This is a genomic window from Escherichia sp. WS1265 (genome assembly GCF_046487585.1).
In the GTDB taxonomy this organism is placed as follows: domain Bacteria; phylum Pseudomonadota; class Gammaproteobacteria; order Enterobacterales; family Enterobacteriaceae; genus Escherichia; species Escherichia coli.
Genome location: NZ_JBJQJE010000003.1, coordinates 232,598 through 257,606, shown reverse-complemented (window position 1 = coordinate 257,606; position 25,009 = coordinate 232,598). Strand labels below are relative to the sequence as shown.

The window sequence follows — 25,009 nt, the reverse complement described above, 5'->3', positions numbered from 1 at the left end:
TTCTCCCTCAGTGTAAAACCGGCTTTTTGATGTGACGGACGCATAACTCATCCATTACGGCTATTCCGAGCTGGGAGAGTGCGGGACAGGACATTAGAGGGCCGTATTCCATCAGGTCTGAAAGCAGGGCGCAGGCGATTTCCATGCCTTTTGTTTGCCCGTGCTGTCGCAGATAAAATCCTTCAAGCTCACGGGCAATAGCGGTTTCAATTTCATCCAGAGTGAGCTGCAGATGGCGGTTTTGCTGATAGCAGGCACTCAACCAGGCGCAGGCTACCGCGCGGCGATACAACGCTACCCGAAGTGAAAGGGAAAGAGTACGTGATTTCATTGCACCACCTCCATGTTCATGAGGTCATCCTGGCAACGCTGTACCACGCCATCAAGCTGCTCTGTCATCAGATAAATCAGGGAAACCAGTTGTTCACATTGAGCACTGGCAGGTTTTTCGTAGCAATCCTGAAGAACAGCCATTCCGGTGACAAACTCTCCCACGTTACGAAGATGCTTCAGGCGGAGAATATCGTCATAAGAGATTGCGGCGTGATTCATTAGATCACCTCCCGGACAGGCAGGCGAGCAGCAAGACAAAGCACATACTCATGGACCAGTGAAAGACGTGCATGATGCTCATTGCTGGCGATGATACGCAGCATACTGATACGTGGTTTACGTTCTGCACGACGAACGGCGGCAAAAACAAATATAAATTGAGGATGTGACGGGGCGAGGATCGTAGCCATAAGGGCAACCTCCAATAAGTAGCGGTAAATGCCACCACCGGAGTTCCTACGCTCATGGGTGGTGACCCGAACGGGGGTAGGAATACCGGCCTTATTGGAAACCGGCCAGCCCGAAGGCTGCCCCGCCCGGACCACCATTATCTGAAAGGGGCTAAGGTATAAGCACCGCAGCCCGAAAAATGGGTGTGCCTGAGCAACGACGTAAAAAAAGACGCACGGCGCGTCTGGTGTCGCCAATAAGTAACTCGGGTTCCTACGCCCGGCAGCCGATTTTGCGGCAGCGGGAAAACTATACCTGGAAAAGATATCAGGACGCAAGCCAGAAAAAAGGAGATGAGACTGCAAAGCAAGTTTCACGCATGGCCTCCTTGCTCGCGGGCAGCAATTCGCGCCGCCATCCATGCACTGACCTCCGACTGTACCCAGGCCACATTTTTTCCACCCAGGGATATCTGCTGCGGGAAGGCATCGCGGCTGATAAGGTCGTAGATGGTTGAACGGGATAGCCCGCAAAGGTGCATCACTTCAGGTAATCGTATGAAGCGCTCCTGCTGAGCCGGAACCGGGAGCACCGGAGCAGCTGGTGCCGGGGTGGAAACGGAAATACTATTCATCTGGCTACCTCTCTAATATGTTTACAACAGTCCGGGCAATTCCATGCGGATTCAGGTAGCTCCTTATTATGTTTATATAAGCGGCTCGCGCATGCTTTATTTATTTTGTGTGAAATGTTGATTTCTCAAAAAATAAAACAGCTAAAAACCGTATGAAACGAACAAAAACAAACAATTCCTTTATGGAATATAATAAGGAGCATCAATAATAAAAAAGTCTATTACACTAGGCAGGATCACAGCTCAAATCTGAACCAGCCCATATCATTCAGGGCGTTACATCATAAGCACTAAGACAACACCTGATTAATAAAAGAGCCAAAAACGGCCAAAAATAAACAGCTCACCATATGTATCAATAAATCCGATGATTAAAGAAATTAAATTACCATCTTACTTCCGCATGTATCCGGATGTGTTTAATGAACATCAGACAAATTCATTTTTATGAATATTTTCCTGAAATGCAACTGAGTGCAGGGAGGTTGAATGTTTAATTATTAAACAGACATAAGACATCTTTTATTCTTTACATAGAATATGTATTGAATACTGGTGAATATTGGTGAGGAGAAAAGATCCAGTAATAAACTGAAATAAATATCGCGACTTATATGAAAAAAAAATATATGTTTAATTTTATCTCTGTGAACAGTCATGAACAGTAGATGATCACTTTAATTAAAACACTACACCACTTAACCACATGTATTTACTATATTTTTATTGAAGTGAACAGTAGTGAATAGTATGTATTAAAGGAAGCGTATAGATCAGACATGACACCTTTCTCTGGCTAGCCAGAACAAGGTCATTGTTCAGTCACTGACACAATCCTCCTCGGTAGTGCGCTTGTATGGACCCCGGCACAATTGACACAACAACAAAACACTACCGGAGCAGCCATGACAACTGTTAACCAGATCTCTGATGCAAACATTACCCCCACCCTCCCGCCGAAAATTCGCGAAGCGGTGGAAAAAGTTAAGGCAGCAAAAGCTGTCTGGCAGGAAGAACGGCGAAAACAAACCGAAGCCGCTGCAATGACTGAAACTATCCGTAAACGTCAGGAAGATACAAAAACGGAGACGCAGGCGCTTAATGATGAATGGCGAAACCTGTTTCGTGAGAATCAGGGGAATATGACGCCACGAATGAAAAAACTGCGGGCAGAAATCGCCCTCGGACGCGAAACACTGGATGAGTTCGAAGATTTGCTGGCTGCTCAGGCTGCAGAAAATGAATTCCTGCCATGGAAAACTGCGGATGCTGCAAACCGCTACATCAGCGAACATAATCACCTGATTGAAACTCATGCAGTGTGGCTCTGGAATGAGTTTATGAAGGAACACGGCCAGAAACTTATTCAGATCTTTGGACTGCTGAAAATGACTCTGGGCCGAAGCGCATCTTCTGTTATCGGTGTAGTTCATACCGTAAACGACCCCGAAAGTGTGCTGAAGCAATTTATCAGCGAGCAACTCACCACTCCGGCACTGTTCTGTAACGTATCTTCAACGGATGATATTGCCCTGCCGGGAATCAGCATTTATGCGGACGATAAAGCCATACAGGATGCCAGACAATCACCCAGCCCTGCAGCACGTTCCCGGATGCTTAAACAGCGTGACATGGCTAAAGGGGGCGAGAAGGAATGAATACCGGAACCATTACTCAGGAAGCTCTCAACGATTACCGCGCGGCAATAAAAAGCTGGCTGACACTACGTAATGTGCAAAGTACCAGCCAGCTTCGTCTGGCTGCTTTGCTGGATACTGAAGAAAAACCCGCAGCATATGCCAGCCAACTTGAGGATCTTCGTGAGCGTCTTGCACTCCTCGAATGGCAGATTAACTGTGCCGCCCGGGATGGTCTTTATGCTCACCAGATTGTGCTGGAAAGCTGTGTTACAAGCACAACTGAAAACTTCATGAGCGAGCATGGTGATGCACTCACTGACGCTCTGGCTCCTTTTCTTTGTGCACCATACGGGCTTGAGGCGGCAATGAAAATATTACGAACCGCTGTAGCCCGACAAACGGAAGTCCGTACTCCGGTAATTTCAGCAGCATATAAGAGCATTATCGACGAAACCGGATTAACGGTGGATGCATCAATGCGCGCTGATGCTTCAGCCAGTTTCACCCCGGCACAACATAAAGTTTTCCTGGCCCGCCTTAACCGACTTAATGAAAAAGGAGTGTGCTGATATGGCCCTGAAGTGTCCTGAATGTGGCGCGGTCGCTCACGCCAGAACCAGCGCCTATGAAGCTCCGTCGGTTAAACGCTCATGGTATCAGTGCCAGAATCTGGAATGTTCCTGCACATTTACCGCACTGGAAAGCGTGGATACGATCATTATGAAGCCTCAGTGCAATGAACAGGAATCAGACAAAGCAAAAATACCGGAAAAACAACAGCAAACACTCAATCGCTATGGCTCCGCGTCAAAGCTGTCAAACCGTCAGCAAATTCCTGTCTGATTAGCAAAATACGACCACGAAGTCCCGGTCCAGTACCGGGATTTTTTACGCCTTTTCCCTGGCTGGCCTGAGAGCGTATGAGTGCATATCTATGGTGCATGAAAACGCATGAGTCTCATGCGCCATTTTTGACGCGAAAGCCCTTGTGTGGTGGCTTCTGAGACGGTTTACGGGGTGCATGAAAACCCAGTCTGTTAAGCGAAGCGGGCAGGCGGGCGGGGCTGCGCGCGTAAGAGGTACTTTAAGTATGCTAAGAAAGGATTTGTGAGTATCAAATTATTTTCTTTATCGAATTTTTAAAACAACTTTAACTAACCTAAAATAGCTCAAATCCATTATCGACCGATAATATAACGCCAACATCTATAAATAACATAGACAATAATAAAGTTACACGGAATTAATAATTGCGATATATTATTATTCAAAAGACAAGTGCAGCTAAAGCCGCACCTGTTCAAAATCACATATTTAAACTACGATTTGATGAAGTAAATTTTTCTCCAACTCGATATTTATCATTATCAACGGCATGGTATATTCCTTTAGTTGTAATAATAATCTGATGCCGAACCCCGCAAAACTCATCAGAAATTTCTTTTAAAGTTTTTTGGATACCCTGTGAGCGAGCATCTTCCATGCCACCATTTTCTATACCGTCCAGAATTAAAAGACGTGGAAATCTTACATTAGGATCAACCAAACTTAATTTTAGCAATGCTATATGCAGGGCATTATTAAGATAGTACATTGAGCTCTCAGAGAATGAGACTTTATTATTGACAACAATCCTATTTGAAGCCAGATCAAAGTCGATGCTAGTTATGTTACTAAATTCAGCTTTATCATGAGGATCATCAATATTTTCGACATCTTTAGTTAAAACTTCTTCCATATATTCACTGACTTTCTCTTTCAGTGCTGGCATTTTTAACTGAAGATCATGTTCTTTTTTACTAATGTTTTCTTGTAAAAATGTAACTCTGGCTTGTAAGCTATCGCGGAGAGTCTGAAGTGTTTTAATTTTTGAATAAACGGACTCCATACGACCTAAAGTATCTAGTCTTTCTTCAAGCTCTCCAATCTCTTTATATTTACTATAAAGTAAGCTATCATCATGGGAATTCAAAGATGAACTAACAACCGAAACTTTGTTAACTTCTTTCCGCATTCCACTTTTTAAGCATTTTATTTGCTTTGAGATCTCACCACTCTTTATTTTATTCCTTTCCAAAAGATTTTGTGACTCGTTGATTTGAATCATTATTTCATTTTTCATTCTAGCATAATTAATTTGCTTTGCCGAATCCGGGTCTTCTGTACCACATAGAGAGCATTTACTATCATCATGAGCAGTTGGCAACTTAGTAAAACATGATGGGCAGGTATCGAACTCTTTAAACTTGAATGAACTATTAAATTTAATTGAATCATTAATAGCAAGTAATTTATTTTGTAATTCTTCAATAAATTTGGTTGAATCAACAATATTATATTGTATTTGACTTAATTCAACCTCCAAGGCAATAAGCTTGTTCTTATCCTTCACTAATTGTTCTGCACTAATTGCCTTAACTTCATTACTAAATTTTATCCGTGTATCTAACTCTTTATACTTTTCAATTTCTTCAATTATAGAATCGATCTTTCCCTGTAATTGTTCAGATAAGCTATCTAAATTATCAGATTTAAAATCAAGATCTTGACCATCTATTAATAATAGTAAACCCTTTAACTCAGCTATTGTTTTTGTTAGCTCTTTTTCTTTTTTAATATACTCTAATTTATTATTATAAAGATCATCATCATACAAACCGAGCAAATAATTACTTACAAACTCTCGTTTTATTGCGGAATCAAACTTCTCGTCGTTAAATATACTTGTTGCAGAATCAGATTGGTTGTTATACACCAGCCTTAGGATTTGATGTAAAGTAAGATTATTAATCCCGTCAGATTTAGCCTCAGGTATGTTTAAGATTTCAAAGATACGTTGTGAAAAACTTTCCTTGTTAGTAGAAATTGCGTAGGGGTAGCTAAACCATCCAGTTTTCCCTGCTTTGATACTTTCTTCATATGTACCAAAAAAAATGCTCATACCTGCCATTGTGTCACTTATCTCACGACGAATGGTTATAGTAGACTCATTTGCGTAAATTTCAGCTATAACGTAATCACAACTCCCTGCTTCTTCTTTCCAATTATAGATCGTAGAACCAAGAACATACGCGAGTAACTGAATTGCCGAGGTTTTTCCGCTTCCGTTCGAGCCATATATGACATTCAGCCCATTATGAAACTTCAAGTGTATGACCTCTTTACCATCCTTGAATGCGTAAAGTTTTTTAATATTCAATGTGGGATTATATACGATCATATTTAAAACTCATTAATTTGCTAGCGGCCTTAAGTCCAGTTATTCCCGTTACAGGTAATGTCTCAAGATTGTTACTGATAAATGAGATCACATCTTCGTTTATGCTATCAAAAAGATTGGTTTTGGTAAATCCAATCGCATATAACTTATCTTTTTTTATTTCATATAATTCATTATTAATTTCTACTAAAACTGATGCTGTTACTAAAGAACAAATTGCAGATTTTTGCACCCCTTCCATTTGCTGAAACAAGGATTGAGGATCAAAAGCATTATAAGGGTTAGAAAACCTTTTGAACTTATTTCTTTCCTTCACTAATTCTTTCCCTAGTGATAACTTGGATATGTACTCAGGAAATGCTATTAAGAAGTCAAATATTCTTATACCCTCAAGACTTATTAACGGCTCAGAGCTATTTAGCAGCCATGAAGACATTCTTAGAATAGTATGATTGATATCAAATGCCTTGTTATATAATAACATTATTCCCACTCCAAATGACAGTTTCCTGTAAGGAAGAAAACCATACCACGCAATTGTCTATTATATATCTCCAAGGCATTTATACCTAACTTTCTACTCAGTTCACACTCTATATATAAATATATTAATTCAAGGATCTGTGCCTCTTGTTGTTTATTTACTATATGAGGTTTTATTCTGTATTGAAAAATTGAATGAACGTCTGACAATAAAAAAGCGATTATTTTCTGTGCTGAGCGATAATGCTGATATTGTATAATTAATTTCGAAACCAACTCTTTTAACTCGCGAGCTTCGTCAAGAAAGGAAGAGTACCCAGCAGCATTAAGTTTAACTTCCAAATCACGCACTTTACTTTTTTTGGTATTATAATGATTCAGTTCATCAATCATTTCTGTGCAAATTTGCCTATTTTTAAACTCTTCCTGATACTCCTCTTGCAATAGCATTAGCTGAGTGGGTTCTGTATTATAGACAATTTTATCCCTTCCAACATAATCACCATTTACAAAAACATTTTTCAGCCTATTAAAAATACCCATACAATGGCCTTATTAATTTTTCTTATCTCGACCAGTATAATCGCCATTAATTGAAACATTTTTGAGTTTATTTTTTACTCCTCCTTTGAAGAAAAATCTTGCGCTTATTTTCCATACAGGCACGGCAACGATAGCAGCAAACAAACACACCCCCAAAACAATGGTGACCACGTTAACTTCCATTAAACACCTCTTAATATAATTATCTTGAAAAATTATTAGCTTGTTATCTATTTATATACTTGCACTATGCCCTATGATGCATAAACCTCGTTATATTTCAATAAAAACAAAGTGATATCTATCACAACTAATAGATTTTATGTTTTCTACTGAGATTTCTTTGCAAATTCGTATGGCGTTATTGGCCCTTTATAACACTCTTGCAAATAATCAGCCCACCACTGAATCATAAGCCGACGTTCTTCCAAATGCTCAGAAGTATGAATATACGCCGCACGAACATTGTTACGTTCTGAGTGGCTTAACTGGCGCTCAATCGCATCATCACTCCATAACCCTGACTCACCCAAAGCACCACGCGCCATCGTCCTAAAACCATGCCCACAGACCTCAGTTTTCGTATCATAACCCATGGCACGCAATGCATTGTTTACGGTGTTTTCACTCATAACCTTAGTTGCGTCGTGATCCCCCGGAAAAAGCAGCTCTTTATCACCACTAATCTGCTTTAACTGATTTAATAAAATCATCGCCTGCCGACTAAGCGGAACGATATGTTCCTCTTTCATCTTCATGCCTCGGTACGAATAACGCACGCCTTTAATTTCTTCTCGTTTTGCAGGTATACGCCAAAGAGATTTATCGAAGTCGAATTCATCCCAACGCGCGAAACGTAACTCACTGGAACGCACAAAAGTTAGCAAGGAAAGCTCGACCGCGATCCGTGTCATTACACGGCCACGATATGCAGCTAGATGTGCAAGAAACTCAGGGAACCGGCTGGAAGGTAAAGCCGGGTAATGTCGCGCTTTGGTTGTCGATAGCGCACCGGCCATATCGCTGGCTGGATTTGAGTCGATGTAATCATTCTGTACGGCATAACGCATAATGGCCGTGACGCGCTGTTGCAGGCGCTGAGCGACATCGTGTTTGCCGCTGGCATCAACTTTTTTAATCGGGGCTAACAGGTGGCTGGTTTTAAGCTGCCGAATGTCGGACGAACCGATATGGGGGAAAATATAAAGCTCAAGATAGCGTAGAACGCGTGATCGATGGTCTTCACTCCAGCGCTTGTTACTGGCGTGCCATTCACGAGCGATAGTTTCGAAAGTGTATGCCCCCGAGTTCTCGGCCTGAGCTTCTTTCTGTTCGGCTTTTGGGTCGATGCCCTGCACTAACAGCTTTTTAGCTTCATCACGCTTTGCCCTTGCCTGAGCAAGCGTCACGGTAGGCCAAACACCAAAAGCGAGGCGATCCTCTTTTTTGTCAGAGGGGCGTCTGTATTTCATGCGCCAGTATTTAGAACCCTTTGCAGAAACCTCAAGATATAAACCGCCGCCATCGGCCATTTTGTAGGTTTTGTCTTTTGGCTTTGCGGTCTCGACCTGTCTGGCGTTGAGCTTCATTTGGGGGCACATTTCTAATCGAAGTTAAGATGCCCCCAATTATGCCCCCAATGGCATCTGGATTTCAACGGACAACCTCGGACGACTCAGGACGTAAAAATCACTTCAACCATTGATTTTTAAGGGATAATTGGACTTTCTCGGATGGTATTGGAAGTACTAATGGTGCCGAAGGCCGGACTCGAACCGGCACGTATTTCTACGGTTGATTTTGAATCAACTGCGTCTACCGATTTCGCCACTTCGGCACTGAAGAGGTATGCGGAAAACGTTGTGGATTATACCTGTCGCACGCCACCATGCAAGCGCCAGCTTGCACCCACCTCGCTAAGTGCTGAAATTTTCAGCATTACACTCAGCGATATGTAACCTTTGTCACACTCCAGGCACCCCGCCCTGCCATGCTCTACACTTCCCAAACAACACCAGAGAAGGCCCCAAAAATGTCGATGATAAAAAGCTATGCCGCAAAAGAAGCGGGCGGCGAACTGGAAGTTTATGAGTACGATCCCGGTGAGCTGAAGCCACAAGATGTTGAAGTGCAGGTGGATTACTGCGGGATTTGTCATTCCGATCTGTCGATGATCGATAACGAATGGGGATTTTCACAATATCCGCTGGTTGCCGGGCATGAGGTGATTGGGCGCGTGGTGGCACTCGGGAGCGCCGCGCAGGATAAAGGTTTGCAGGTCGGTCAGCGTGTCGGGATTGGCTGGACGGCGCGTAGCTGTGGTCACTGCGACGCCTGTATTAGCGGTAATCAGATCAACTGCGAGCAAGGTGCGGTGCCGACGATTATGAATCGCGGTGGCTTTGCCGAGAAGTTGCGTGCGGACTGGCAATGGGTGATTCCACTGCCAGAAAATATTGATATCGAGTCCGCCGGGCCGCTGTTGTGCGGCGGTATCACGGTCTTTAAACCACTGTTGATGCACCATATCACTGCTACCAGCCGCGTTGGGGTAATTGGTATTGGCGGGCTGGGGCATATCGCTATAAAACTTCTGCACGCAATGGGATGCGAGGTGACGGCCTTTAGTTCTAATCCGGCGAAAGAGCAGGAAGTACTGGCGATGGGTGCCGATAAAGTGGTGAATAGCCGCGATCCGCAGGCACTGAAAGCCCTGTCGGGGCAGTTTGATCTCATTATCAATACTGTGAACGTCAGCCTCGACTGGCAGCCTTATTTTGAGGCGCTGACCTATGGCGGTAATTTCCATACGGTCGGTGCGGTTCTCACGCCGCTGTCTGTTCCGGCCTTTACGTTAATTGCGGGCGACCGCAGCATCTCTGGTTCTGCTACCGGCACGCCTTATGAGCTGCGAAAGCTGATGCGCTTTGCCGCCCGCAGCAAGGTTGCGCCGACAACCGAACTGTTCCCGATGTCGAAAATTAACGACGCCATTCAGCATGTACGCGATGGTAAAGCTCGCTACCGAGTAGTCCTGAAAGCCGACTTCTGATCCCTTTGCCGGGTGCTGTCGCCCGGCACTTAAATCTCTTTGGAAGGCGTCTCGCAATCTGCTGAATTTAGCGGTGAAGAGTGCACAGCCGTTGCCTATACTCCAGGCAGGAACTGGAGGAAATCTCATGAGCGAACCCCTGTTAATTGCCCGCACGCCGGACACAGAACTGTTTTTACTGCCGGGAATGGCTAACCGTCACGGGCTGATTACTGGCGCAACGGGGACGGGTAAAACCGTTACGCTGCAAAAACTGGCAGAGTCATTGTCGGAAATCGGCGTGCCGGTGTTTATGGCTGATGTGAAAGGCGATCTGACCGGTATCGCGCAGGCAGGAACGGCGTCGGAAAAACTGCTCACAAGGCTTAAAAATATCGGCGTCAATGACTGGCAACCGCATGCCAATCCTGTGGTGGTGTGGGATATCTTTGGCGAGAAAGGCCATCCGGTGCGGGCGACGGTTTCGGATCTGGGGCCGCTGTTGCTGGCGCGGCTGTTGAATCTCAACGATGTGCAATCTGGCGTGCTAAATATCATCTTCCGCATTGCTGACGATCAGGGGCTGTTACTGCTCGACTTTAAAGATTTGCGGGCGATTACCCAGTACATCGGCGATAACGCCAAATCATTCCAGAATCAGTACGGTAATATTAGTAGCGCATCGGTTGGTGCCATCCAGCGCGGATTACTGACGCTGGAACAGCAAGGGGCAACGCATTTCTTTGGTGAGCCGATGCTGGATATCAAAGACTGGATGCGTACTGATGCCAACGGTAAAGGCGTTATCAATATCCTCAGCGCCGAGAAACTTTATCAGATGCCGAAACTGTACGCCGCCAGCCTGCTGTGGATGCTTTCAGAGTTGTATGAACAATTGCCGGAAGCGGGCGATCTGGAGAAACCAAAACTGGTGTTTTTCTTCGACGAGGCACATCTGCTGTTTAACGATGCACCGCAGGTACTGCTGGATAAGATTGAGCAAGTGATAAGGCTTATTCGCTCAAAAGGCGTGGGCGTCTGGTTCGTTTCGCAAAACCCGTCTGATATTCCGGATAATGTGCTCGGGCAGCTCGGTAATCGCGTTCAACACGCTTTGCGGGCTTTTACGCCCAAAGATCAGAAAGCGGTAAAAGCTGCGGCGCAAACCATGCGGGCCAATCCGGCATTTGATACCGAAAAGGCAATCCAGGAACTGGGGACCGGCGAGGCGTTAATCTCGTTTCTCGATGCAAAAGGAAGTCCTTCTGTGGTGGAACGGGCGATGGTGATTGCGCCTTGTTCGCGGATGGGACCGGTGACGGAAGATGAGCGTAATGGCTTGATTAATCACTCTCCGGTGTATGGCAAGTACGAGGATGACGTGGACCGGGAATCCGCCTATGAGATGTTGCAAAAAGGCGTACAGGCAAGCACCGAGCAGCAAAATAATCCTGCCGTGAAAGGGAAAGAGGTGGCGGTGGATGACGGCATTCTTGGTGGATTGAAGGATATTTTGTTCGGCACTACCGGACCACGCGGCGGGAAGAAAGATGGTGTTGTGCAAACAATGGCGAAAAGCGCCGCCCGCCAGGTGACGAATCAGATTGTGCGTGGAATGTTGGGGAGTTTGCTGGGAGGGAGAAGAAGGTAAGTCAGGTGCGATTTGTCTTTGCCTGATGCGACGCTGGCGCGTCTTATCATGCCTACACCACTGCAATATATTGGATTTTCATGATTTTTCAGGCATGAACGAAGCACACTTTGCTAACAATAATAAAGGGAGCTTTCGCTCCCTTTATTCGTTCATCAGGTTACGATTTTCTCATTAACAGCCACAGGCTGATTAAGAAGAAGCTGGCGCTTGGCAACAGTGCGCCGATGATCGGCGGGATGCCATAAACCAACGTCAGCGGGCCGAAGATCTGGTCCAGTACGTAGAAGACAAAACCGAAGCTGATACCGGTGACCACACGCACGCCCATCGGTACGCTACGCAGTGGGCCAAAGATGAACGACAGCGCCATCAGCATCATCACCGCCACGGATAGCGGCTGGAAGATTTTGCTCCACATATTGAGCTGATAACGTCCGGCATCCTGACCGCTCGACTTCAGATACTTCACGTAGTTGTGCAAACCGCTGATTGAGAGTGCATCCGGGTCCAGCGCCACCACGCCCAGTTTGTCTGGCGTGAGGTTGGTTTTCCAGGTGCCGCTCACCGTCTGCGAACCGGTGATCTGTTTCGGATTGGTCAGATCAGATTCATCAACCTGCGACAGACGCCAGACTTTATGTTCCGGGTCAAACTTCGCGGTAGCGGCATAGCGTACGGATTGCAGACGACGATTCTCGTTAAAGGCATAGATACTGATGCCACCTAACTCTTCGTCACCTTTAACCCGCTCAATGTAGACGAAGTTGTTGCCATCTTTCGCCCATAAGCCTTGCTGGGTAGAGAGCAACGAGCCGCCGTACATCGCCTGCGCACGGTAGTTACGCGCCATCTGCTCGCCCTGCGGCGCGACCCATTCGCCAATCGCCATCGTCAGCAAGACCAGTGGAATGGCGGTTTTCATCACCGACAGCGCCACCTGCATACGGGTAAAACCAGAAGCCTGCATCACCACCAGTTCGCTGCGCTGCGCCAGCATCCCAAGACCAAGCAACGCCCCAAGCAGAGCCGCCATCGGGAAGAAGATTTGCACATCTTTCGGCACGCTCAGCAAGGTATACATTCCTGCGCCTAACGCGTCGTAACTCCCCTGCCCGGCTTTTTTCAGCTGATCGACAAACTTGATAATGCCCGACAGCGACACCAGCATGAACAGCGTCATCATGATGGTGGTGAAAATAGTTTTACCGATATAGCGGTCAAGTACGCCAAAAGGTTGCATCACACCGCTCCTTTACGCGAAAAACTGGCGCGCAGGCGGCGGACCGGCACGGTGTCCCAAAGGTTGAGAACAATCGCCAAAGCCAGATAAATCAGGTTAACGGTCCACATCCACAGCGTCGGGTCCAGCTTACCTTTACCGCCGTTCGATTTCAGGGAGGTCTGGATCAGGAAGAAAAGTAGATACAGCAGCATGGCTGGCAGCATCGACAGTACGCGTCCCTGACGCGGGTTAACCACGCTCAGCGGTACGACCATAAGTGCCATCATAAACACGGTGAATACCAACGTGATACGCCAGTTCAGTTCTGCGCGAGCACGATCGGTATCAGTGTTCCACAATGTACGCATGTCCATCTGGTCGGTATCGTTCGGGTCGAGCGCCACCGCCTGGTGACCAATGATCGCCTGATAATCCTGGAAGTCCGTAATGCGGAAATCACGTAACAGTGCAGTGCCTTCGAAGCGCGTTCCCTGGTTGAGAGTGACGACCTGGGAGCCGTCGCGCAGCTGGGTTAAATGTCCGGAATCGGCCACCACCACAGAAGGACGAGCATTACCTTTTGGTCGAATTTGCGCGAGGAACACATCTTTGAAATCGCTGCCGTCAACGCTTTCGATGAACAGCACCGAGCTGCCATTAGTCGCTTGCTGGAATTGCCCTTGCGCCAGCGCCGCCATGCCAGGGTTCGCTTTCGCTTCTGCTAACACTTCATCCTGATGACGCGATGACCACGGTCCCGCCCACATCACGTTAACCGCCGCGACGATTGCCGTGAATACCGCAAGGATCATTGCCGCTTTCACCAGAACCGCTTTGCTCAGGCCGCAGGCATGCATTACCGTAATTTCACTTTCGGTATACAGTTTGCCCAGCGTCATCAGCAGCCCGAGGAACAGGCTTAATGGCAGGATAAGCTGCGCCATTTCCGGCACGCCCAACCCGAGAAGGGAGAGCACCAGATTCGCCGGAATATCGCCGTCAACCGCTGCGCCGAGGATCCTCACTAACTTTTGACAGAAGAAGATCAAAAGCAAGATGAAGAGTATCGCCAGCTGGCTTTTGAGCGTCTCCCGCACCAGATATCTTATGATTATCACTTTAAATACGCCCGTAAAAACTCGTCTTTTGCAGGATTTTAGCTTGTTTCATGGCTTAAACGTCATTTATTCTCTTGAGTCGTCGAAATCGTCGCTAAGATAATTATACTCAACGGATTCACCTCTCAGATTTTGTTCTGACGTGCCAATGCCGTAATAACGTTAAGATTAACACGAAGTCATCGCAACAGCGGACATGAGTTACGAAAGCTTGCAATTCTATCTGTAGCCACCGCCGTTGTCTTTAAGATTCAGGAGCGTAGTGCATGGAGTTTAGTGTAAAAAGCGGTAGCCCGGAGAAACAGCGGAGTGCCTGCATCGTCGTGGGCGTCTTCGAACCACGTCGCCTTTCTCCGATTGCAGAACAGCTCGATAAAATCAGCGATGGGTACATCAGCGCCCTGCTACGTCGGGGCGAACTGGAAGGAAAACCGGGGCAGACATTGTTGCTGCACCATGTTCCGAATGTACTTTCCGAGCGAATTCTCCTTATTGGTTGCGGCAAAGAACGTGAGCTGGATGAGCGTCAGTACAAGCAGGTTATTCAGAAAACCATTAATACGCTGAATGATACTGGCTCAATGGAAGCGGTCTGCTTTCTGACTGAACTGCACGTTAAAGGCCGTAACAACTACTGGAAAGTGCGTCAGGCTGTCGAGACGGCAAAAGAGACGCTCTACAGTTTCGATCAGCTGAAAACGAACAAGAGCGAACCGCGTCGTCCGCTGCGTAAGATGGTGTTCAACGTGCCGACCCGCCGTGAACTGACCAGCGGTGAGCGCGCGATCCAGCACGGTCTGGCGATTGCCGCCGGGATTAAAGCAGCAAAAGATCTCGGCAATATGCCGCCGAATATCTGTAACGCCGCTTACCTCGCTTCACAAGCGCGCCAGCTGGCTGACAGCTACAGCAAGAATGTCATTACCCGCGTTATCGGCGAACAGCAGATGAAAGAGCTGGGGATGCACTCTTATCTGGCGGTCGGTCAGGGTTCGCAAAACGAATCGCTGATGTCGGTGATTGAGTACAAAGGCAACGCGTCGGAAGATGCACGCCCAATCGTGCTGGTGGGTAAAGGTTTAACCTTCGACTCCGGCGGTATCTCGATCAAGCCTTCAGAAGGCATGGATGAGATGAAGTACGATATGTGCGGCGCGGCGGCGGTTTACGGCGTGATGCGTATGGTCGCGGAGCTACAACTGCCGATTAATGTTATCGGCGTGCTGGCAGGTTGTGAAAACATGCCAGGCGGTCGCGCCTATCGTCCGGGCGATGTGTTAACCACCATGTCTGGTCAAACCGTTGAAGTGCTCAACACCGACGCTGAAGGCCGCCTGGTACTGTGCGACGTGTTAACTTACGTTGAGCGTTTTGAGCCGGAAGCGGTGATTGACGTGGCGACGCTGACCGGTGCCTGCGTGATCGCGCTGGGTCATCACATTACTGGTCTGATGGCAAACCACAATCCGCTGGCCCATGAACTGATTGCCGCGTCTGAACAATCCGGTGACCGCGCATGGCGCTTACCGCTGGGTGACGAGTATCAGGAACAACTGGAGTCCAATTTTGCCGATATGGCGAACATTGGCGGTCGTCCTGGTGGGGCGATTACCGCAGGTTGCTTCCTGTCGCGCTTTACCCGTAAGTACAACTGGGCGCACCTGGATATCGCCGGAACCGCCTGGCGTTCTGGTAAAGCAAAAGGCGCAACCGGTCGTCCGGTAGCGTTGCTGGCACAGTTCCTGTTGAACCGCGCTGGGTTTAACGGCGAAGAGTAATTGCGTCAGGCAAGGCTGTTATTGCCGGATGCGGCGTGAACGCCTTATCCGACCTACACAGCACTGAACTCGTAGGCCTGATAAGACGCGCAAGCGTCGCATCAGGCAATGCTGTTATTGTCGGATGCGGCATGAACGCCTTATCCGACCTACACAGCACCGAACTCGTAGGCCTGATAAGACGCGGCAGCGTCGCATCAGGCAATGCTGTTATTGTCGGATGCGGCGTGAGCGCCTTATCCGACCTACACACAGCACTGAACTCGTAGGCCTGATAAGACACAACAGCGTCGCATCAGGCGCTGCGGTGTATACCTGATGCGTATTTAAATCCACCACAAGAAGCCCCATATATGAAAAACGCGACGTTCTACCTTCTGGACAATGACACCACCGTCGATGGCTTAAGCGCCGTTGAGCAACTGGTGTGTGAAATTGCCGCAGAACGTTGGCGCAGCGGTAAGCGCGTGCTCATCGCCTGTGAAGATGAAAAGCAGGCTTATCGGCTGGATGAAGCCCTGTGGGCGCGTCCGGCAGAAAGCTTTGTTCCGCATAATTTAGCGGGAGAAGGACCGCGCGGCGGTGCGCCGGTGGAGATCGCCTGGCCGCAAAAACGCAGCAGCAGCCCGCGCGATATATTGATTAGTCTGCGAACAAGCTTTGCAGATTTTGCCACCGCTTTCACAGAAGTGGTAGACTTCGTTCCTTATGAAGATTCTCTGAAACAACTGGCGCGCGAACGCTATAAAGCCTACCGCGTGGCTGGTTTCAACCTGAATACGGCAACCTGGAAATAATGGAAAAGACATACAACCCACAAGATATCGAACAGCCGCTTTACGAGCACTGGGAAAAGCAGGGCTACTTTAAGCCTAATGGCGATGAAAGCCAGGAAAGTTTCTGCATCATGATCCCGCCGCCGAACGTCACCGGCAGTTTGCATATGGGTCACGCCTTCCAGCAAACCATCATGGATACCATGATCCGCTATCAGCGCATGCAGGGCAAAAACACCCTGTGGCAGGTCGGTACTGACCACGCCGGGATCGCTACCCAGATGGTCGTTGAGCGCAAGATTGCCGCAGAAGAAGGTAAAACCCGTCACGACTACGGCCGCGAAGCTTTCATCGACAAAATTTGGGAATGGAAAGCGGAATCCGGCGGCACGATTACCCGTCAGATGCGCCGTCTCGGCAACTCCGTCGACTGGGAGCGTGAACGCTTCACCATGGACGAAGGCCTGTCCAATGCGGTGAAAGAAGTTTTCGTTCGTCTGTATAAAGAAGACCTGATTTACCGTGGCAAACGCCTGGTAAACTGGGATCCGAAACTGCGCACCGCTATCTCTGACCTGGAAGTCGAAAACCGCGAATCGAAAGGTTCGATGTGGCACATCCGCTATCCGCTGGCTGACGGTGCGAAAACCGCAGACGGTAAAGATTATCTGGTGGTCGCGACTACCCGTCCAGAAACCCTGCTGGGCGATACTGGCGTAGCCGTTAACCCGGAAGATCCGCGTTACAAAGATCTGATTGGCAAATATGTCATTCTGCCGCTGGTTAACCGTCGTATTCCGATCGTTGGCGACGAACACGCCGACATGGAAAAAGGCACCGGCTGCGTGAAAATCACTCCGGCGCACGACTTTAACGACTATGAAGTGGGTAAACGTCACGCCCTGCCGATGATCAACATCCTGACCTTTGACGGCGATATCCGTGAAAGCGCCCAGGTGTTCGATACCAAAGGTAACGAATCTGACGTTTATTCCAGCGAAATCCCTGCAGAGTTCCAGAAACTGGAGCGTTTTGCTGCACGTAAAGCAGTCGTTGCCGCAGTTGACGCGCTTGGCCTGCTGGAAGAAATTAAACCGCACGACCTGACCGTTCCTTACGGCGACCGTGGCGGCGTAGTTATCGAACCAATGCTGACCGACCAGTGGTACGTGCGTGCCGATGTACTGGCGAAACCGGCGGTTGAAGCGGTTGAGAACGGCGACATTCAGTTCGTACCGAAGCAGTACGAAAACATGTACTTCTCCTGGATGCGCGATATTCAGGACTGGTGTATCTCTCGTCAGCTGTGGTGGGGTCACCGTATCCCTGCATGGTACGACGAAGCAGGTAACGTTTATGTTGGCCGCAACGAAGAAGAAGTGCGCAAGGAAAATAACCTCGGTGCCGACGTTGCCCTGCGTCAGGACGAAGACGTTCTCGACACCTGGTTCTCTTCTGCACTGTGGACCTTCTCTACCCTTGGCTGGCCGGAAAACACCGACGCCCTGCGTCAGTTCCACCCAACCAGCGTGATGGTATCCGGCTTCGACATCATCTTCTTCTGGATTGCCCGCATGATCATGATGACCATGCACTTCATCAAAGATGAAAATGGCAAACCGCAGGTGCCGTTCCACACTGTTTACATGACCGGTCTGATTCGTGACGACGAAGGCCAGAAGATGTCCAAATCCAAGGGTAACGTTATCGACCCGCTGGATATGGTTGACGGTATTTCGCTGCCAGAACTGCTGGAAAAACGTACCGGCAATATGATGCAGCCGCAGCTGGCGGACAAAATCCGTAAGCGCACCGAGAAACAGTTCCCGAACGGCATTGAGCCGCACGGCACCGATGCCCTGCGCTTCACCCTGGCGGCGCTGGCGTCTACCGGTCGTGACATCAACTGGGATATGAAGCGCCTGGAAGGTTACCGTAACTTCTGTAACAAGCTGTGGAACGCCAGCCGCTTTGTGCTGATGAACACAGAAGGTCAGGATTGCGGCTTCAACGGCGGTGAAATGACGCTGTCGCTGGCGGACCGCTGGATTCTGGCAGAGTTCAACCAGACCATCAAAGCGTACCGCGAAGCGCTGGACAGCTTCCGCTTCGATATCGCCGCAGGCATTCTGTATGAGTTCACCTGGAACCAGTTCTGTGACTGGTATCTGGAGCTGACTAAGCCGGTAATGAACGGTGGCACCGAAGCCGAACTGCGCGGTACTCGCCATACGCTGGTGACCGTGCTGGAAGGTCTGCTGCGCCTCGCGCATCCGATCATTCCGTTCATCACCGAAACCATCTGGCAGCGTGTGAAAGTACTTTGCGGTATCACTGCCGACACCATCATGCTGCAGCCGTTCCCGCAGTACGATGCATCTCAGGTTGATGAAGCCGCACTGGCCGACACAGAGTGGTTGAAGCAGGCGATCGTTGCGGTACGTAACATCCGTGCAGAAATGAACATCGCGCCGGGCAAACTGCTGGAGCTGCTCCTGCGTGGTTGCAGCGCGGATGCAGAACGTCGCGTAAATGAAAACCGTGGCTTCCTGCAAACCCTGGCGCGTCTGGAAAGCATCACCGTGCTGCCTGCCGATGACAAAGGTCCGGTTTCCGTTACGAAGATCATCGACGGCGCAGAGCTGCTGATCCCGATGGCTGGCCTCATCAACAAAGAAGATGAGCTGGCGCGTCTGGCGAAAGAAGTGGCGAAGATCGACGGCGAAATCAGCCGTATCGAGAACAAACTGGCGAACGAAGGCTTTGTAGCGCGCGCACCGGAAGCGGTCATCGCGAAAGAGCGTGAGAAGCTGGAAGGCTATGCAGAAGCGAAAGCGAAGCTGATTGAACAGCAGGCTGTTATCGCCGCGCTGTAATCAAATCACAGCGATGAAAACGAAGGCCGGAGCATACTCCGGCCTTTTTTATCTCTTACAGAAATGGTAAAGAAGGCATAATTCCCCGTGAAATCCTGGCTAAGAAGCCTTTATCTGGTTGTTCTTCTTTATTGATTAAAGGAAGGTCATCCAAATCGCCCAGCAAATACGTATTTTTTGCCTGCCAGTCAATCATCCATATTTTCAGCAGTGGATAAGCCAGACCGCCCGTAATCCCGGATATCACCACCAACGCACACATGCGATAAAGCATACCGTGGTACGTTAAAGTTGAGCGAAAACGAATACGCCCATCATTCAGTGACAGGTTGCTCATAAAATGATTTCGCAACGACACCGTTAAATAACTGGTGCTAACAGCAATCCCAAAATAATAGATTAACTGCGCGATTATCATTTTACGTTGCATTTCCATAAATTGCTGTAAATTCTCAATATCATCACTTGCATACACAGAACTATCATACGCATTTAATATTTGATCGAAGATAATATAACCAGCAACAGCGAGAAAAGGTAATAAAGCTAAAAATGCGAGAATGGCATATTTTATACAATACGTAGTATCTAATTTCACCTTGAAACGATGTATACCGAAACTGGTATTGCTCCAGAGAAAACTCATTACCAGACTATATAAAGTACCATTAAAAATACCAATGGAAACAATACCAACTATTGCCATCAGAACCACAGATATAATAACACTACTTGAACTATTGGCATGTAGCATCTTTGTCGAGATAAAGAAAACAGTCCCCATCCCAATGGCCATTAAAATCGGCAAGAAAAAGGTTACCCACCAGAACCCTTTCAAAGAGCAATTAAAACTAAATCTTACGCCGTTGAGACTGGTCATCAAGGCCTGATAACGCAGTCCTTTTGCTGCCATAAATATAAGCAAAACCAACAGTGACAAAGTCAAAACACAGCCAACAAGCGGCATATCTGCTGACACTGTCATTAAGATTGCGAAATAGAAAAAAACAAAAACAAGACAACTAACAAAAACATTCCCACCGGTAATTCCATAAGAAAATCGTTGTCCGTTAACTTCCATATTAGCATAGAGATAACGCTTACATTTCATTAATGCCCATGGTAAATAGATACCTAGCGTTATAATCGTTAACAACACATTCACCACACAAATAAGAAAATATCTCTCACCTGTGCCATGAAAAACAAACGAATGGGACGAAACATCCATTTCATTAATAACTTGAGCCATAAAAATTCCCTGAATTAAAAAATCCATTGATATAATTTATAGATACAGACAGTAAAATGTTCTGCCACGTTACAATACTCTTATCAGTAATAGGCTGGCAAAAACTTTATTACTTTATAAGTCGCTTGCGCACGTAAGAAGAGAGTGGTATTAAACAAATGTATAATTACTTTATTTTTATTGGGTTAAACTATGAATAACATTGCGCCGCAATCACCTGTAATGCGTCGCCTGACGCAGCAGGATAATCCCGCTATCGCCCGCGTCATTCGTCAGGTATCCGCCGAATACGGTCTTACCGCTGATAAAGGCTACACCGTCGCCGATCCGAACCTTGACGAGTTGTATCAAGTGTATAGTCAGCCTGGCCATGCATATTGGGTGGTTGAGTTCGATGGTGAAGTGGTCGGCGGCGGTGGGATTGCGCCATTAGCAGGTAGTGAATCGGACATTTGCGAACTGCAAAAGATGTATTTTCTTCCGGCTATTCGCGGTAAAGGGCTGGCGAAAAAACTGGCCTTAATGGCGATGGAGCAGGCACGAGAGATGGGCTTCAAACGCTGCTATCTGGAAACGACCGCTTTTTTAAAGGAAGCCATTGCGCTTTATGAGCATTTGGGCTTTGAGCATATCGACTATGCGCTTGGCTGCACGGGCCATGTCGATTGTGAAGTGCGGATGCTACGCGAACTCTAAAAAAATGCCCGCTAGTGTGTGCTATCGGGCATTTTAATCAATTAATTAGTGGCGAACCCCGTCATCGTCTTCATCGACAAAATCTTCATCGTCGCCGTCTTCGCCGTTAGGATCTTCAAAGTAAGTGCCCCAACCGTCGTACTCAACGTCAAATTTCTCCGCCAGCGTCATCAGTTGTTCAACCTGGGCATCGATCAGATCGGCATTCAACGCGCACTCGCTGAGGATGTCGCAGCAAATCACGATATCACCATCTTCAACTTCCAGCTCTTCTGGATCGGTCACTTCATAACCAAGTTTAAACGCTTCAACTGCTGCTTTTTCCAGGGTTTCCAGATCGTCTGCGGAAAGATGGTGTTCGATGGTGTACAGCGCGTCCGGATCGCTGCCATCTTCCAGTAATTCTTCAATAATCAAACGTGTTTCTTCACGCTGTTCTTCCAGTTGTTCCGGGTTTGCCATGGCTCATTCCTCTTAATGTCCTGCCGATACTCTTATTGTCACACACCACTGACATTGCCTCCACCTTTGTGACAAAGATTTATGCTTTAGACTTGCAAATGAATAACCATCCATATAAATTGAATTTTAATTCATTGAGGCGTTAGCCACAGGAGGGATCTATGTCTGGGTTTTATCATAAGCATTTCCTGAAATTACTCGATTTCACGCCAGCTGAACTCAACAGCCTGCTGCAGTTAGCCGCGAAGCTGAAAGCCGATAAGAAAAGTGGTAAAGAAGAAGCCAAACTCACTGGTAAAAACATCGCGCTCATCTTCGAAAAAGACTCGACTCGTACCCGATGCTCTTTCGAAGTTGCCGCATATGACCAGGGTGCTCGCGTTACTTATCTCGGCCCAAGCGGCAGCCAGATTGGTCATAAAGAGTCGATTAAAGACACTGCCCGCGTGCTTGGTCGCATGTATGACGGTATTCAGTATCGCGGCTATGGTCAGGAGATTGTCGAAACACTGGCGGAATACGCTGGCGTGCCAGTATGGAACGGCCTGACCAATGAGTTCCACCCCACCCAGCTGCTGGCGGATCTTCTCACCATGCAAGAGCATTTGCCCGGTAAAACATTCAACGAAATGACGCTGGTCTATGCAGGTGACGCACGTAACAACATGGGAAACTCGATGCTTGAAGCTGCGGCGCTTACCGGTCTGGATTTGCGTCTGGTCGCGCCAAAGGCATGCTGGCCGGAAGCTGCGCTGGTTACGGAATGCCGCGCCCTGGCACAGCAAAATGGCGGGGATATTACGCTGACGGAAGATGTAGCCAAAGGAGTTGAAGGTGCTGACTTTATCTATACCGATGTATGGGTGTCGATGGGTGAAGCAAAAGAGAAATGGGCGGAACGCATTGCATTGCTGCGTGATTATCAAGTGAACAGCAAGATGATGCAGTTGACCGGTAACCCGGAGGTCAAATTCCTCCACTGCCTGCCCGCGTTTCATGACGACCAAACGACGCTTGGCAAGAAAATGGCGGAAGAGTTTGGCCTACATGGCGGAATGGAAGTGACTGATGAGGTCTTCGAATCTGCCGCCAGCATTGTATTTGATCAGGCGGAAAACCGCATGCATACCATCAAAGCGGTGATGGTCGCGACGCTCAGTAAATTAAATAATTAATATCTCTATCAAGATGCCGGGAAATACAAAAACATCCCGGCATCACATTATTTTATGCAGTGATAGTTTTTTCTTCCAGCCAAATTTTTCTATTGCTATACGTAAATTTTCCGGAGGATTTAATTTTCCCAACTGTTCATTATTAATATATTCATATATTCATATATTCATATATTCATATATATTGATTTTGCCATTCCGGAGGATTTTCATCATTCTTGTTCTAATTTTTAATTCATTACCCATCTTTTCTTCAAAAATCTTAATGACATAACCCGGATGTTTTTTTTACAATTTCATTTGTTTTTTCTTCATTACCATAAACATATCCTAACTCATTAAGATACAGCTGTTCGCCCTCATACTTCTTAATTAATTGATAGAAGTACCACTTCGCAAAATCAGGTTGCTTCATGAAAAAATCCTTCAAAAAAATATCATTTACTAAAATGCTGACAGACACTTCATTAAATAGCAACTTAACATCATCAAATAACCTTAGTATTAAGCGTGATTTTTCTTGATTGCTTAAGTTAAAATCATTGACATATACAACCAACTTCTCCCAAATCAATTCCTGTAACTCAGGGCTGTTTTTATAGGGTTCTTTATTGAGGTTGAAAAATAATGTCTCAGCTATTTTAGACTGATCGCAGTTAAAATCAATATGATCGATCACGGAGCGGGCATGCTTTATCTTTGTAGTATCATCAGAATATTGCATACTTTGATTAAAACACCACTCCAGAATTTTTACATCATTAATATATGGCAATTTTAAAAAAGTCTTCAACATCGAATCGATGACCTTTTCGAGATTAACTTTTGCATCATCTAAGGAATCAATAAGAATATTAGACAGGTTAATTTTGATGTTATTAATTTCATCATTACCTTCTGTACCACTAGCAATTCTGGTATCATGTAACGCTTTCAGATCATTTATTTCTTCAAGTATACCACCTTCGCCTAGTAAGTATGGAATCGTGTCATCACATACATGAGGCATTAATAGCAGATGTTCTTTCTTTATTTTTTCTAATGTACTGGCTAATGGCTTTTCTAATAACTCGTTATAATCAATTGCGTCCTTCCAGTTCAACTGATGATTATTTAATAGAAGCGCCATATTCTTGTTAGCTTCGCGTTGGTAACACGCCAGAACCTTGTTAGTAATCAGATGTAATGAACTCTCATCTTTTCTTTCAAAGGACTTCCCTTCATAACGGTTAGTCGAACCATCAGGTTGTGGAAATATAATGGCTGTATGTCCTTGACGAGTCCCCATAGTAGTGATAGTGGAAAGTGAAACTTCTATAATCACCTTGGGTGAATCCGCTCGCTCACCTTCAGGATTATTCATAACAAACTGCATTATTTCACTGCCATCATTATTTTTGATATAAGATGAGGACTCAATATGAGCCATCATATTTCTACCCGCTTCGTTGGAGCGTTTGCTAAAATCCACATAACCCAGGGTAAATATTTTTACCAAAAACTCCAAAAATGTCTTAGAATCAAGGATATTTCTTGTGTTATCCTGCCCCTCGGCAATTCGGGCAAAATTATTCATTCCAACACGCCAGGTATTTAAAACTTCACTTTTTTGTTTAAAATTGTCGGCTAATGTAATGTGTTGAGAATAATTCAAATCTGATATTTTGCTCATGACGGACTCCTTGAGTTAATAAGAACGTCTAAGCATTACAAATTCTACTCACAA

At 46.8% G+C, this 25,009-nt stretch carries 24 protein-coding genes, 1 tRNA gene and 1 pseudogene; 10 read left to right on the top strand and 16 right to left on the bottom strand.

Annotated elements, in window-relative coordinates; all coding sequences use genetic code 11:
* Nucleotides 1-7: 7 nt before the first annotated feature.
* Genes ACJHX3_RS05160 through ACJHX3_RS05145 form a run of 4 tightly spaced genes read right to left on the bottom strand, consistent with a single transcriptional unit; the run spans nt 8 to nt 1,357 of the window.
* On the bottom strand, nt 8-331 hold the full coding sequence (locus tag ACJHX3_RS05160) for a DUF5375 family protein (RefSeq protein WP_000842358.1): 324 nt from the start codon (nt 329-331) through the stop codon (nt 8-10).
* Nucleotides 328-552 (bottom strand): hypothetical protein, encoded by a 225-nt coding sequence (locus ACJHX3_RS05155; protein ID WP_001014979.1) that lies wholly within the window; start codon nt 550-552, stop codon nt 328-330. The genes ACJHX3_RS05160 and ACJHX3_RS05155 overlap by 4 nt, the downstream gene beginning before the upstream one ends.
* Nucleotides 552-1,100 carry a host cell division inhibitor Icd-like protein gene (locus ACJHX3_RS05150; RefSeq protein ID WP_000761643.1) on the bottom strand — a complete coding sequence of 183 codons (549 nt, stop codon included), beginning with the start codon at nt 1,098-1,100 and terminating at the stop codon, nt 552-554. Before ACJHX3_RS05150 ends, ACJHX3_RS05155 begins: the two co-directional genes overlap by 1 nt.
* The gene (locus tag ACJHX3_RS05145; RefSeq protein WP_001084853.1) at nt 1,097-1,357 is read right to left on the bottom strand and encodes a helix-turn-helix transcriptional regulator; all 261 of its coding nucleotides are present in this window, start codon (nt 1,355-1,357) and stop codon (nt 1,097-1,099) included. The genes ACJHX3_RS05150 and ACJHX3_RS05145 overlap by 4 nt, the downstream gene beginning before the upstream one ends.
* A gap of 905 nt (nt 1,358-2,262) precedes the next feature.
* Between ACJHX3_RS05145 and ACJHX3_RS05140 the strand changes: the two genes are divergently transcribed.
* Genes ACJHX3_RS05140 through ACJHX3_RS05130 form a run of 3 tightly spaced genes read left to right on the top strand, consistent with a single transcriptional unit; the run spans nt 2,263 to nt 3,840 of the window.
* Nucleotides 2,263-3,015, top strand: coding sequence for a septation initiation protein (locus ACJHX3_RS05140; RefSeq protein ID WP_094321802.1), 753 nt, complete (start codon nt 2,263-2,265; stop codon nt 3,013-3,015).
* Nucleotides 3,012-3,566, top strand: coding sequence for a phage polarity suppression protein (locus ACJHX3_RS05135; RefSeq protein ID WP_001472790.1), 555 nt, complete (start codon nt 3,012-3,014; stop codon nt 3,564-3,566). The genes ACJHX3_RS05140 and ACJHX3_RS05135 overlap by 4 nt, the downstream gene beginning before the upstream one ends.
* A 1-nt stretch (nt 3,567) precedes the next feature.
* Nucleotides 3,568-3,840 (top strand): ogr/Delta-like zinc finger family protein, encoded by a 273-nt coding sequence (locus ACJHX3_RS05130; protein ID WP_001472788.1) that lies wholly within the window; start codon nt 3,568-3,570, stop codon nt 3,838-3,840.
* A gap of 463 nt (nt 3,841-4,303) precedes the next feature.
* On the opposite strand, the gene ACJHX3_RS05125 is transcribed toward ACJHX3_RS05130, so the two are convergent.
* The 6 genes from ACJHX3_RS05125 to ACJHX3_RS05100 all read right to left on the bottom strand — a co-directional run bounded on the left by ACJHX3_RS05125 (nt 4,304) and on the right by ACJHX3_RS05100 (nt 9,080).
* A complete protein-coding gene (locus tag ACJHX3_RS05125; RefSeq protein ID WP_001472787.1) occupies nt 4,304-6,217 on the bottom strand; it encodes an AAA family ATPase in 1,914 nt (637 codons plus the stop codon).
* On the bottom strand, nt 6,204-6,701 hold the full coding sequence (locus tag ACJHX3_RS05120; protein WP_024203853.1) for an ABC-three component system middle component 5: 498 nt from the start codon (nt 6,699-6,701) through the stop codon (nt 6,204-6,206). Before ACJHX3_RS05120 ends, ACJHX3_RS05125 begins: the two co-directional genes overlap by 14 nt.
* Entirely contained in the window at nt 6,701-7,243 is a 543-nt protein-coding gene (locus ACJHX3_RS05115) for an ABC-three component system protein (protein WP_001472783.1), read from the bottom strand. Before ACJHX3_RS05115 ends, ACJHX3_RS05120 begins: the two co-directional genes overlap by 1 nt.
* 12 nt (nt 7,244-7,255) lie before the next feature.
* Nucleotides 7,256-7,426 (bottom strand): hypothetical protein, encoded by a 171-nt coding sequence (locus ACJHX3_RS05110; RefSeq protein WP_001472782.1) that lies wholly within the window; start codon nt 7,424-7,426, stop codon nt 7,256-7,258.
* 146 nt (nt 7,427-7,572) lie between these two features.
* Nucleotides 7,573-8,832: a tyrosine-type recombinase/integrase gene (locus ACJHX3_RS05105; RefSeq protein ID WP_001472781.1), complete on the bottom strand. Its 1,260-nt coding sequence runs from the start codon at nt 8,830-8,832 to the stop codon at nt 7,573-7,575.
* 163 nt (nt 8,833-8,995) lie between these two features.
* Nucleotides 8,996-9,080 (bottom strand) — tRNA-Leu (locus tag ACJHX3_RS05100).
* 195 nt (nt 9,081-9,275) lie between these two features.
* Here ACJHX3_RS05100 and ahr point away from each other — a divergent pair.
* Entirely contained in the window at nt 9,276-10,295 is a 1,020-nt protein-coding gene (gene ahr, locus ACJHX3_RS05095) for an NADPH-dependent aldehyde reductase Ahr (RefSeq protein ID WP_001299662.1), read from the top strand.
* A gap of 127 nt (nt 10,296-10,422) precedes the next feature.
* A complete protein-coding gene (locus ACJHX3_RS05090) occupies nt 10,423-11,925 on the top strand; it encodes a helicase HerA-like C-terminal domain-containing protein (protein WP_001294554.1) in 1,503 nt (500 codons plus the stop codon).
* 160 nt (nt 11,926-12,085) lie between these two features.
* On the opposite strand, the gene lptG is transcribed toward ACJHX3_RS05090, so the two are convergent.
* From lptG to ytgA, 3 genes are all read right to left on the bottom strand, one after another.
* A complete protein-coding gene (gene lptG, locus ACJHX3_RS05085) occupies nt 12,086-13,168 on the bottom strand; it encodes an LPS export ABC transporter permease LptG (protein ID WP_001295681.1) in 1,083 nt (360 codons plus the stop codon).
* Complete coding sequence (gene lptF / locus ACJHX3_RS05080; protein WP_000584114.1) at nt 13,168-14,268, bottom strand: LPS export ABC transporter permease LptF; 1,101 nt, start codon at nt 14,266-14,268, stop codon at nt 13,168-13,170. Before lptF ends, lptG begins: the two co-directional genes overlap by 1 nt.
* A gap of 62 nt (nt 14,269-14,330) precedes the next feature.
* Nucleotides 14,331-14,381, bottom strand: coding sequence for a protein YtgA (ytgA, locus tag ACJHX3_RS05075; RefSeq protein WP_211180521.1), 51 nt, complete (start codon nt 14,379-14,381; stop codon nt 14,331-14,333).
* A gap of 153 nt (nt 14,382-14,534) precedes the next feature.
* On the opposite strand from ytgA, the gene pepA reads away from it, so the two are divergent.
* The 3 genes from pepA to valS all read left to right on the top strand — a co-directional run bounded on the left by pepA (nt 14,535) and on the right by valS (nt 19,698).
* Nucleotides 14,535-16,046, top strand: coding sequence for a leucyl aminopeptidase (gene pepA, locus ACJHX3_RS05070; protein WP_000397144.1), 1,512 nt, complete (start codon nt 14,535-14,537; stop codon nt 16,044-16,046).
* 353 nt (nt 16,047-16,399) lie between these two features.
* Complete coding sequence (holC, locus tag ACJHX3_RS05065; RefSeq protein ID WP_000786399.1) at nt 16,400-16,843, top strand: DNA polymerase III subunit chi; 444 nt, start codon at nt 16,400-16,402, stop codon at nt 16,841-16,843.
* Nucleotides 16,843-19,698: a valine--tRNA ligase gene (valS, locus tag ACJHX3_RS05060; RefSeq protein ID WP_000416400.1), complete on the top strand. Its 2,856-nt coding sequence runs from the start codon at nt 16,843-16,845 to the stop codon at nt 19,696-19,698. Before holC ends, valS begins: the two co-directional genes overlap by 1 nt.
* Before the next feature lie 55 nt (nt 19,699-19,753).
* Here the strand turns inward: valS and ACJHX3_RS05055 are convergent, their stop codons facing one another.
* Nucleotides 19,754-20,950: a YjgN family protein gene (locus tag ACJHX3_RS05055; RefSeq protein WP_094321803.1), complete on the bottom strand. Its 1,197-nt coding sequence runs from the start codon at nt 20,948-20,950 to the stop codon at nt 19,754-19,756.
* A gap of 192 nt (nt 20,951-21,142) precedes the next feature.
* Between ACJHX3_RS05055 and ACJHX3_RS05050 the strand changes: the two genes are divergently transcribed.
* The gene (locus ACJHX3_RS05050) at nt 21,143-21,646 is read left to right on the top strand and encodes a GNAT family N-acetyltransferase (RefSeq protein ID WP_001059412.1); all 504 of its coding nucleotides are present in this window, start codon (nt 21,143-21,145) and stop codon (nt 21,644-21,646) included.
* A gap of 45 nt (nt 21,647-21,691) precedes the next feature.
* Here the strand turns inward: ACJHX3_RS05050 and rraB are convergent, their stop codons facing one another.
* Entirely contained in the window at nt 21,692-22,108 is a 417-nt protein-coding gene (gene rraB / locus ACJHX3_RS05045) for a ribonuclease E inhibitor RraB (protein WP_000002953.1), read from the bottom strand.
* Between the two features lie 161 nt (nt 22,109-22,269).
* Between rraB and argF the strand changes: the two genes are divergently transcribed.
* The gene (gene argF / locus ACJHX3_RS05040; RefSeq protein ID WP_000012927.1) at nt 22,270-23,283 is read left to right on the top strand and encodes an ornithine carbamoyltransferase; all 1,014 of its coding nucleotides are present in this window, start codon (nt 22,270-22,272) and stop codon (nt 23,281-23,283) included.
* A gap of 42 nt (nt 23,284-23,325) precedes the next feature.
* On the opposite strand, the pseudogene ACJHX3_RS05035 reads toward argF, so the two are convergent.
* Nucleotides 23,326-24,955 (bottom strand): annotated as a pseudogene (locus ACJHX3_RS05035) (DNA-binding protein).
* Nucleotides 24,956-25,009 lie beyond the last annotated feature (54 nt).

What these genes read in the sequence shown, in the direction of transcription:
- ACJHX3_RS05110 (WP_001472782.1), bottom strand. Translation starts at nt 7,426, where the DNA reads ATGGAAGTTAACGTGGTCACCATTGTTTTGGGGGTGTGTTTGTTTGCT.
- ACJHX3_RS05090 (WP_001294554.1), top strand. Translation starts at nt 10,423, where the DNA reads ATGAGCGAACCCCTGTTAATTGCCCGCACGCCGGACACAGAACTGTTT.
- ACJHX3_RS05145 (WP_001084853.1), bottom strand. Translation starts at nt 1,357, where the DNA reads ATGAATAGTATTTCCGTTTCCACCCCGGCACCAGCTGCTCCGGTGCTC.
- valS (WP_000416400.1), top strand. Translation starts at nt 16,843, where the DNA reads ATGGAAAAGACATACAACCCACAAGATATCGAACAGCCGCTTTACGAG.
- ACJHX3_RS05115 (WP_001472783.1), bottom strand. Translation starts at nt 7,243, where the DNA reads ATGGGTATTTTTAATAGGCTGAAAAATGTTTTTGTAAATGGTGATTAT.
- argF (WP_000012927.1), top strand. Translation starts at nt 22,270, where the DNA reads ATGTCTGGGTTTTATCATAAGCATTTCCTGAAATTACTCGATTTCACG.
- ACJHX3_RS05160 (WP_000842358.1), bottom strand. Translation starts at nt 331, where the DNA reads ATGAAATCACGTACTCTTTCCCTTTCACTTCGGGTAGCGTTGTATCGC.
- pepA (WP_000397144.1), top strand. Translation starts at nt 14,535, where the DNA reads ATGGAGTTTAGTGTAAAAAGCGGTAGCCCGGAGAAACAGCGGAGTGCC.
- ACJHX3_RS05125 (WP_001472787.1), bottom strand. Translation starts at nt 6,217, where the DNA reads ATGATCGTATATAATCCCACATTGAATATTAAAAAACTTTACGCATTC.
- ACJHX3_RS05155 (WP_001014979.1), bottom strand. Translation starts at nt 552, where the DNA reads ATGAATCACGCCGCAATCTCTTATGACGATATTCTCCGCCTGAAGCAT.
- holC (WP_000786399.1), top strand. Translation starts at nt 16,400, where the DNA reads ATGAAAAACGCGACGTTCTACCTTCTGGACAATGACACCACCGTCGAT.
- ACJHX3_RS05055 (WP_094321803.1), bottom strand. Translation starts at nt 20,950, where the DNA reads ATGGCTCAAGTTATTAATGAAATGGATGTTTCGTCCCATTCGTTTGTT.
- ACJHX3_RS05105 (WP_001472781.1), bottom strand. Translation starts at nt 8,832, where the DNA reads ATGAAGCTCAACGCCAGACAGGTCGAGACCGCAAAGCCAAAAGACAAA.
- ACJHX3_RS05130 (WP_001472788.1), top strand. Translation starts at nt 3,568, where the DNA reads ATGGCCCTGAAGTGTCCTGAATGTGGCGCGGTCGCTCACGCCAGAACC.
- ACJHX3_RS05050 (WP_001059412.1), top strand. Translation starts at nt 21,143, where the DNA reads ATGAATAACATTGCGCCGCAATCACCTGTAATGCGTCGCCTGACGCAG.
- ACJHX3_RS05140 (WP_094321802.1), top strand. Translation starts at nt 2,263, where the DNA reads ATGACAACTGTTAACCAGATCTCTGATGCAAACATTACCCCCACCCTC.
- rraB (WP_000002953.1), bottom strand. Translation starts at nt 22,108, where the DNA reads ATGGCAAACCCGGAACAACTGGAAGAACAGCGTGAAGAAACACGTTTG.
- ACJHX3_RS05120 (WP_024203853.1), bottom strand. Translation starts at nt 6,701, where the DNA reads ATGTTATTATATAACAAGGCATTTGATATCAATCATACTATTCTAAGA.
- ahr (WP_001299662.1), top strand. Translation starts at nt 9,276, where the DNA reads ATGTCGATGATAAAAAGCTATGCCGCAAAAGAAGCGGGCGGCGAACTG.
- ACJHX3_RS05135 (WP_001472790.1), top strand. Translation starts at nt 3,012, where the DNA reads ATGAATACCGGAACCATTACTCAGGAAGCTCTCAACGATTACCGCGCG.
- lptG (WP_001295681.1), bottom strand. Translation starts at nt 13,168, where the DNA reads ATGCAACCTTTTGGCGTACTTGACCGCTATATCGGTAAAACTATTTTC.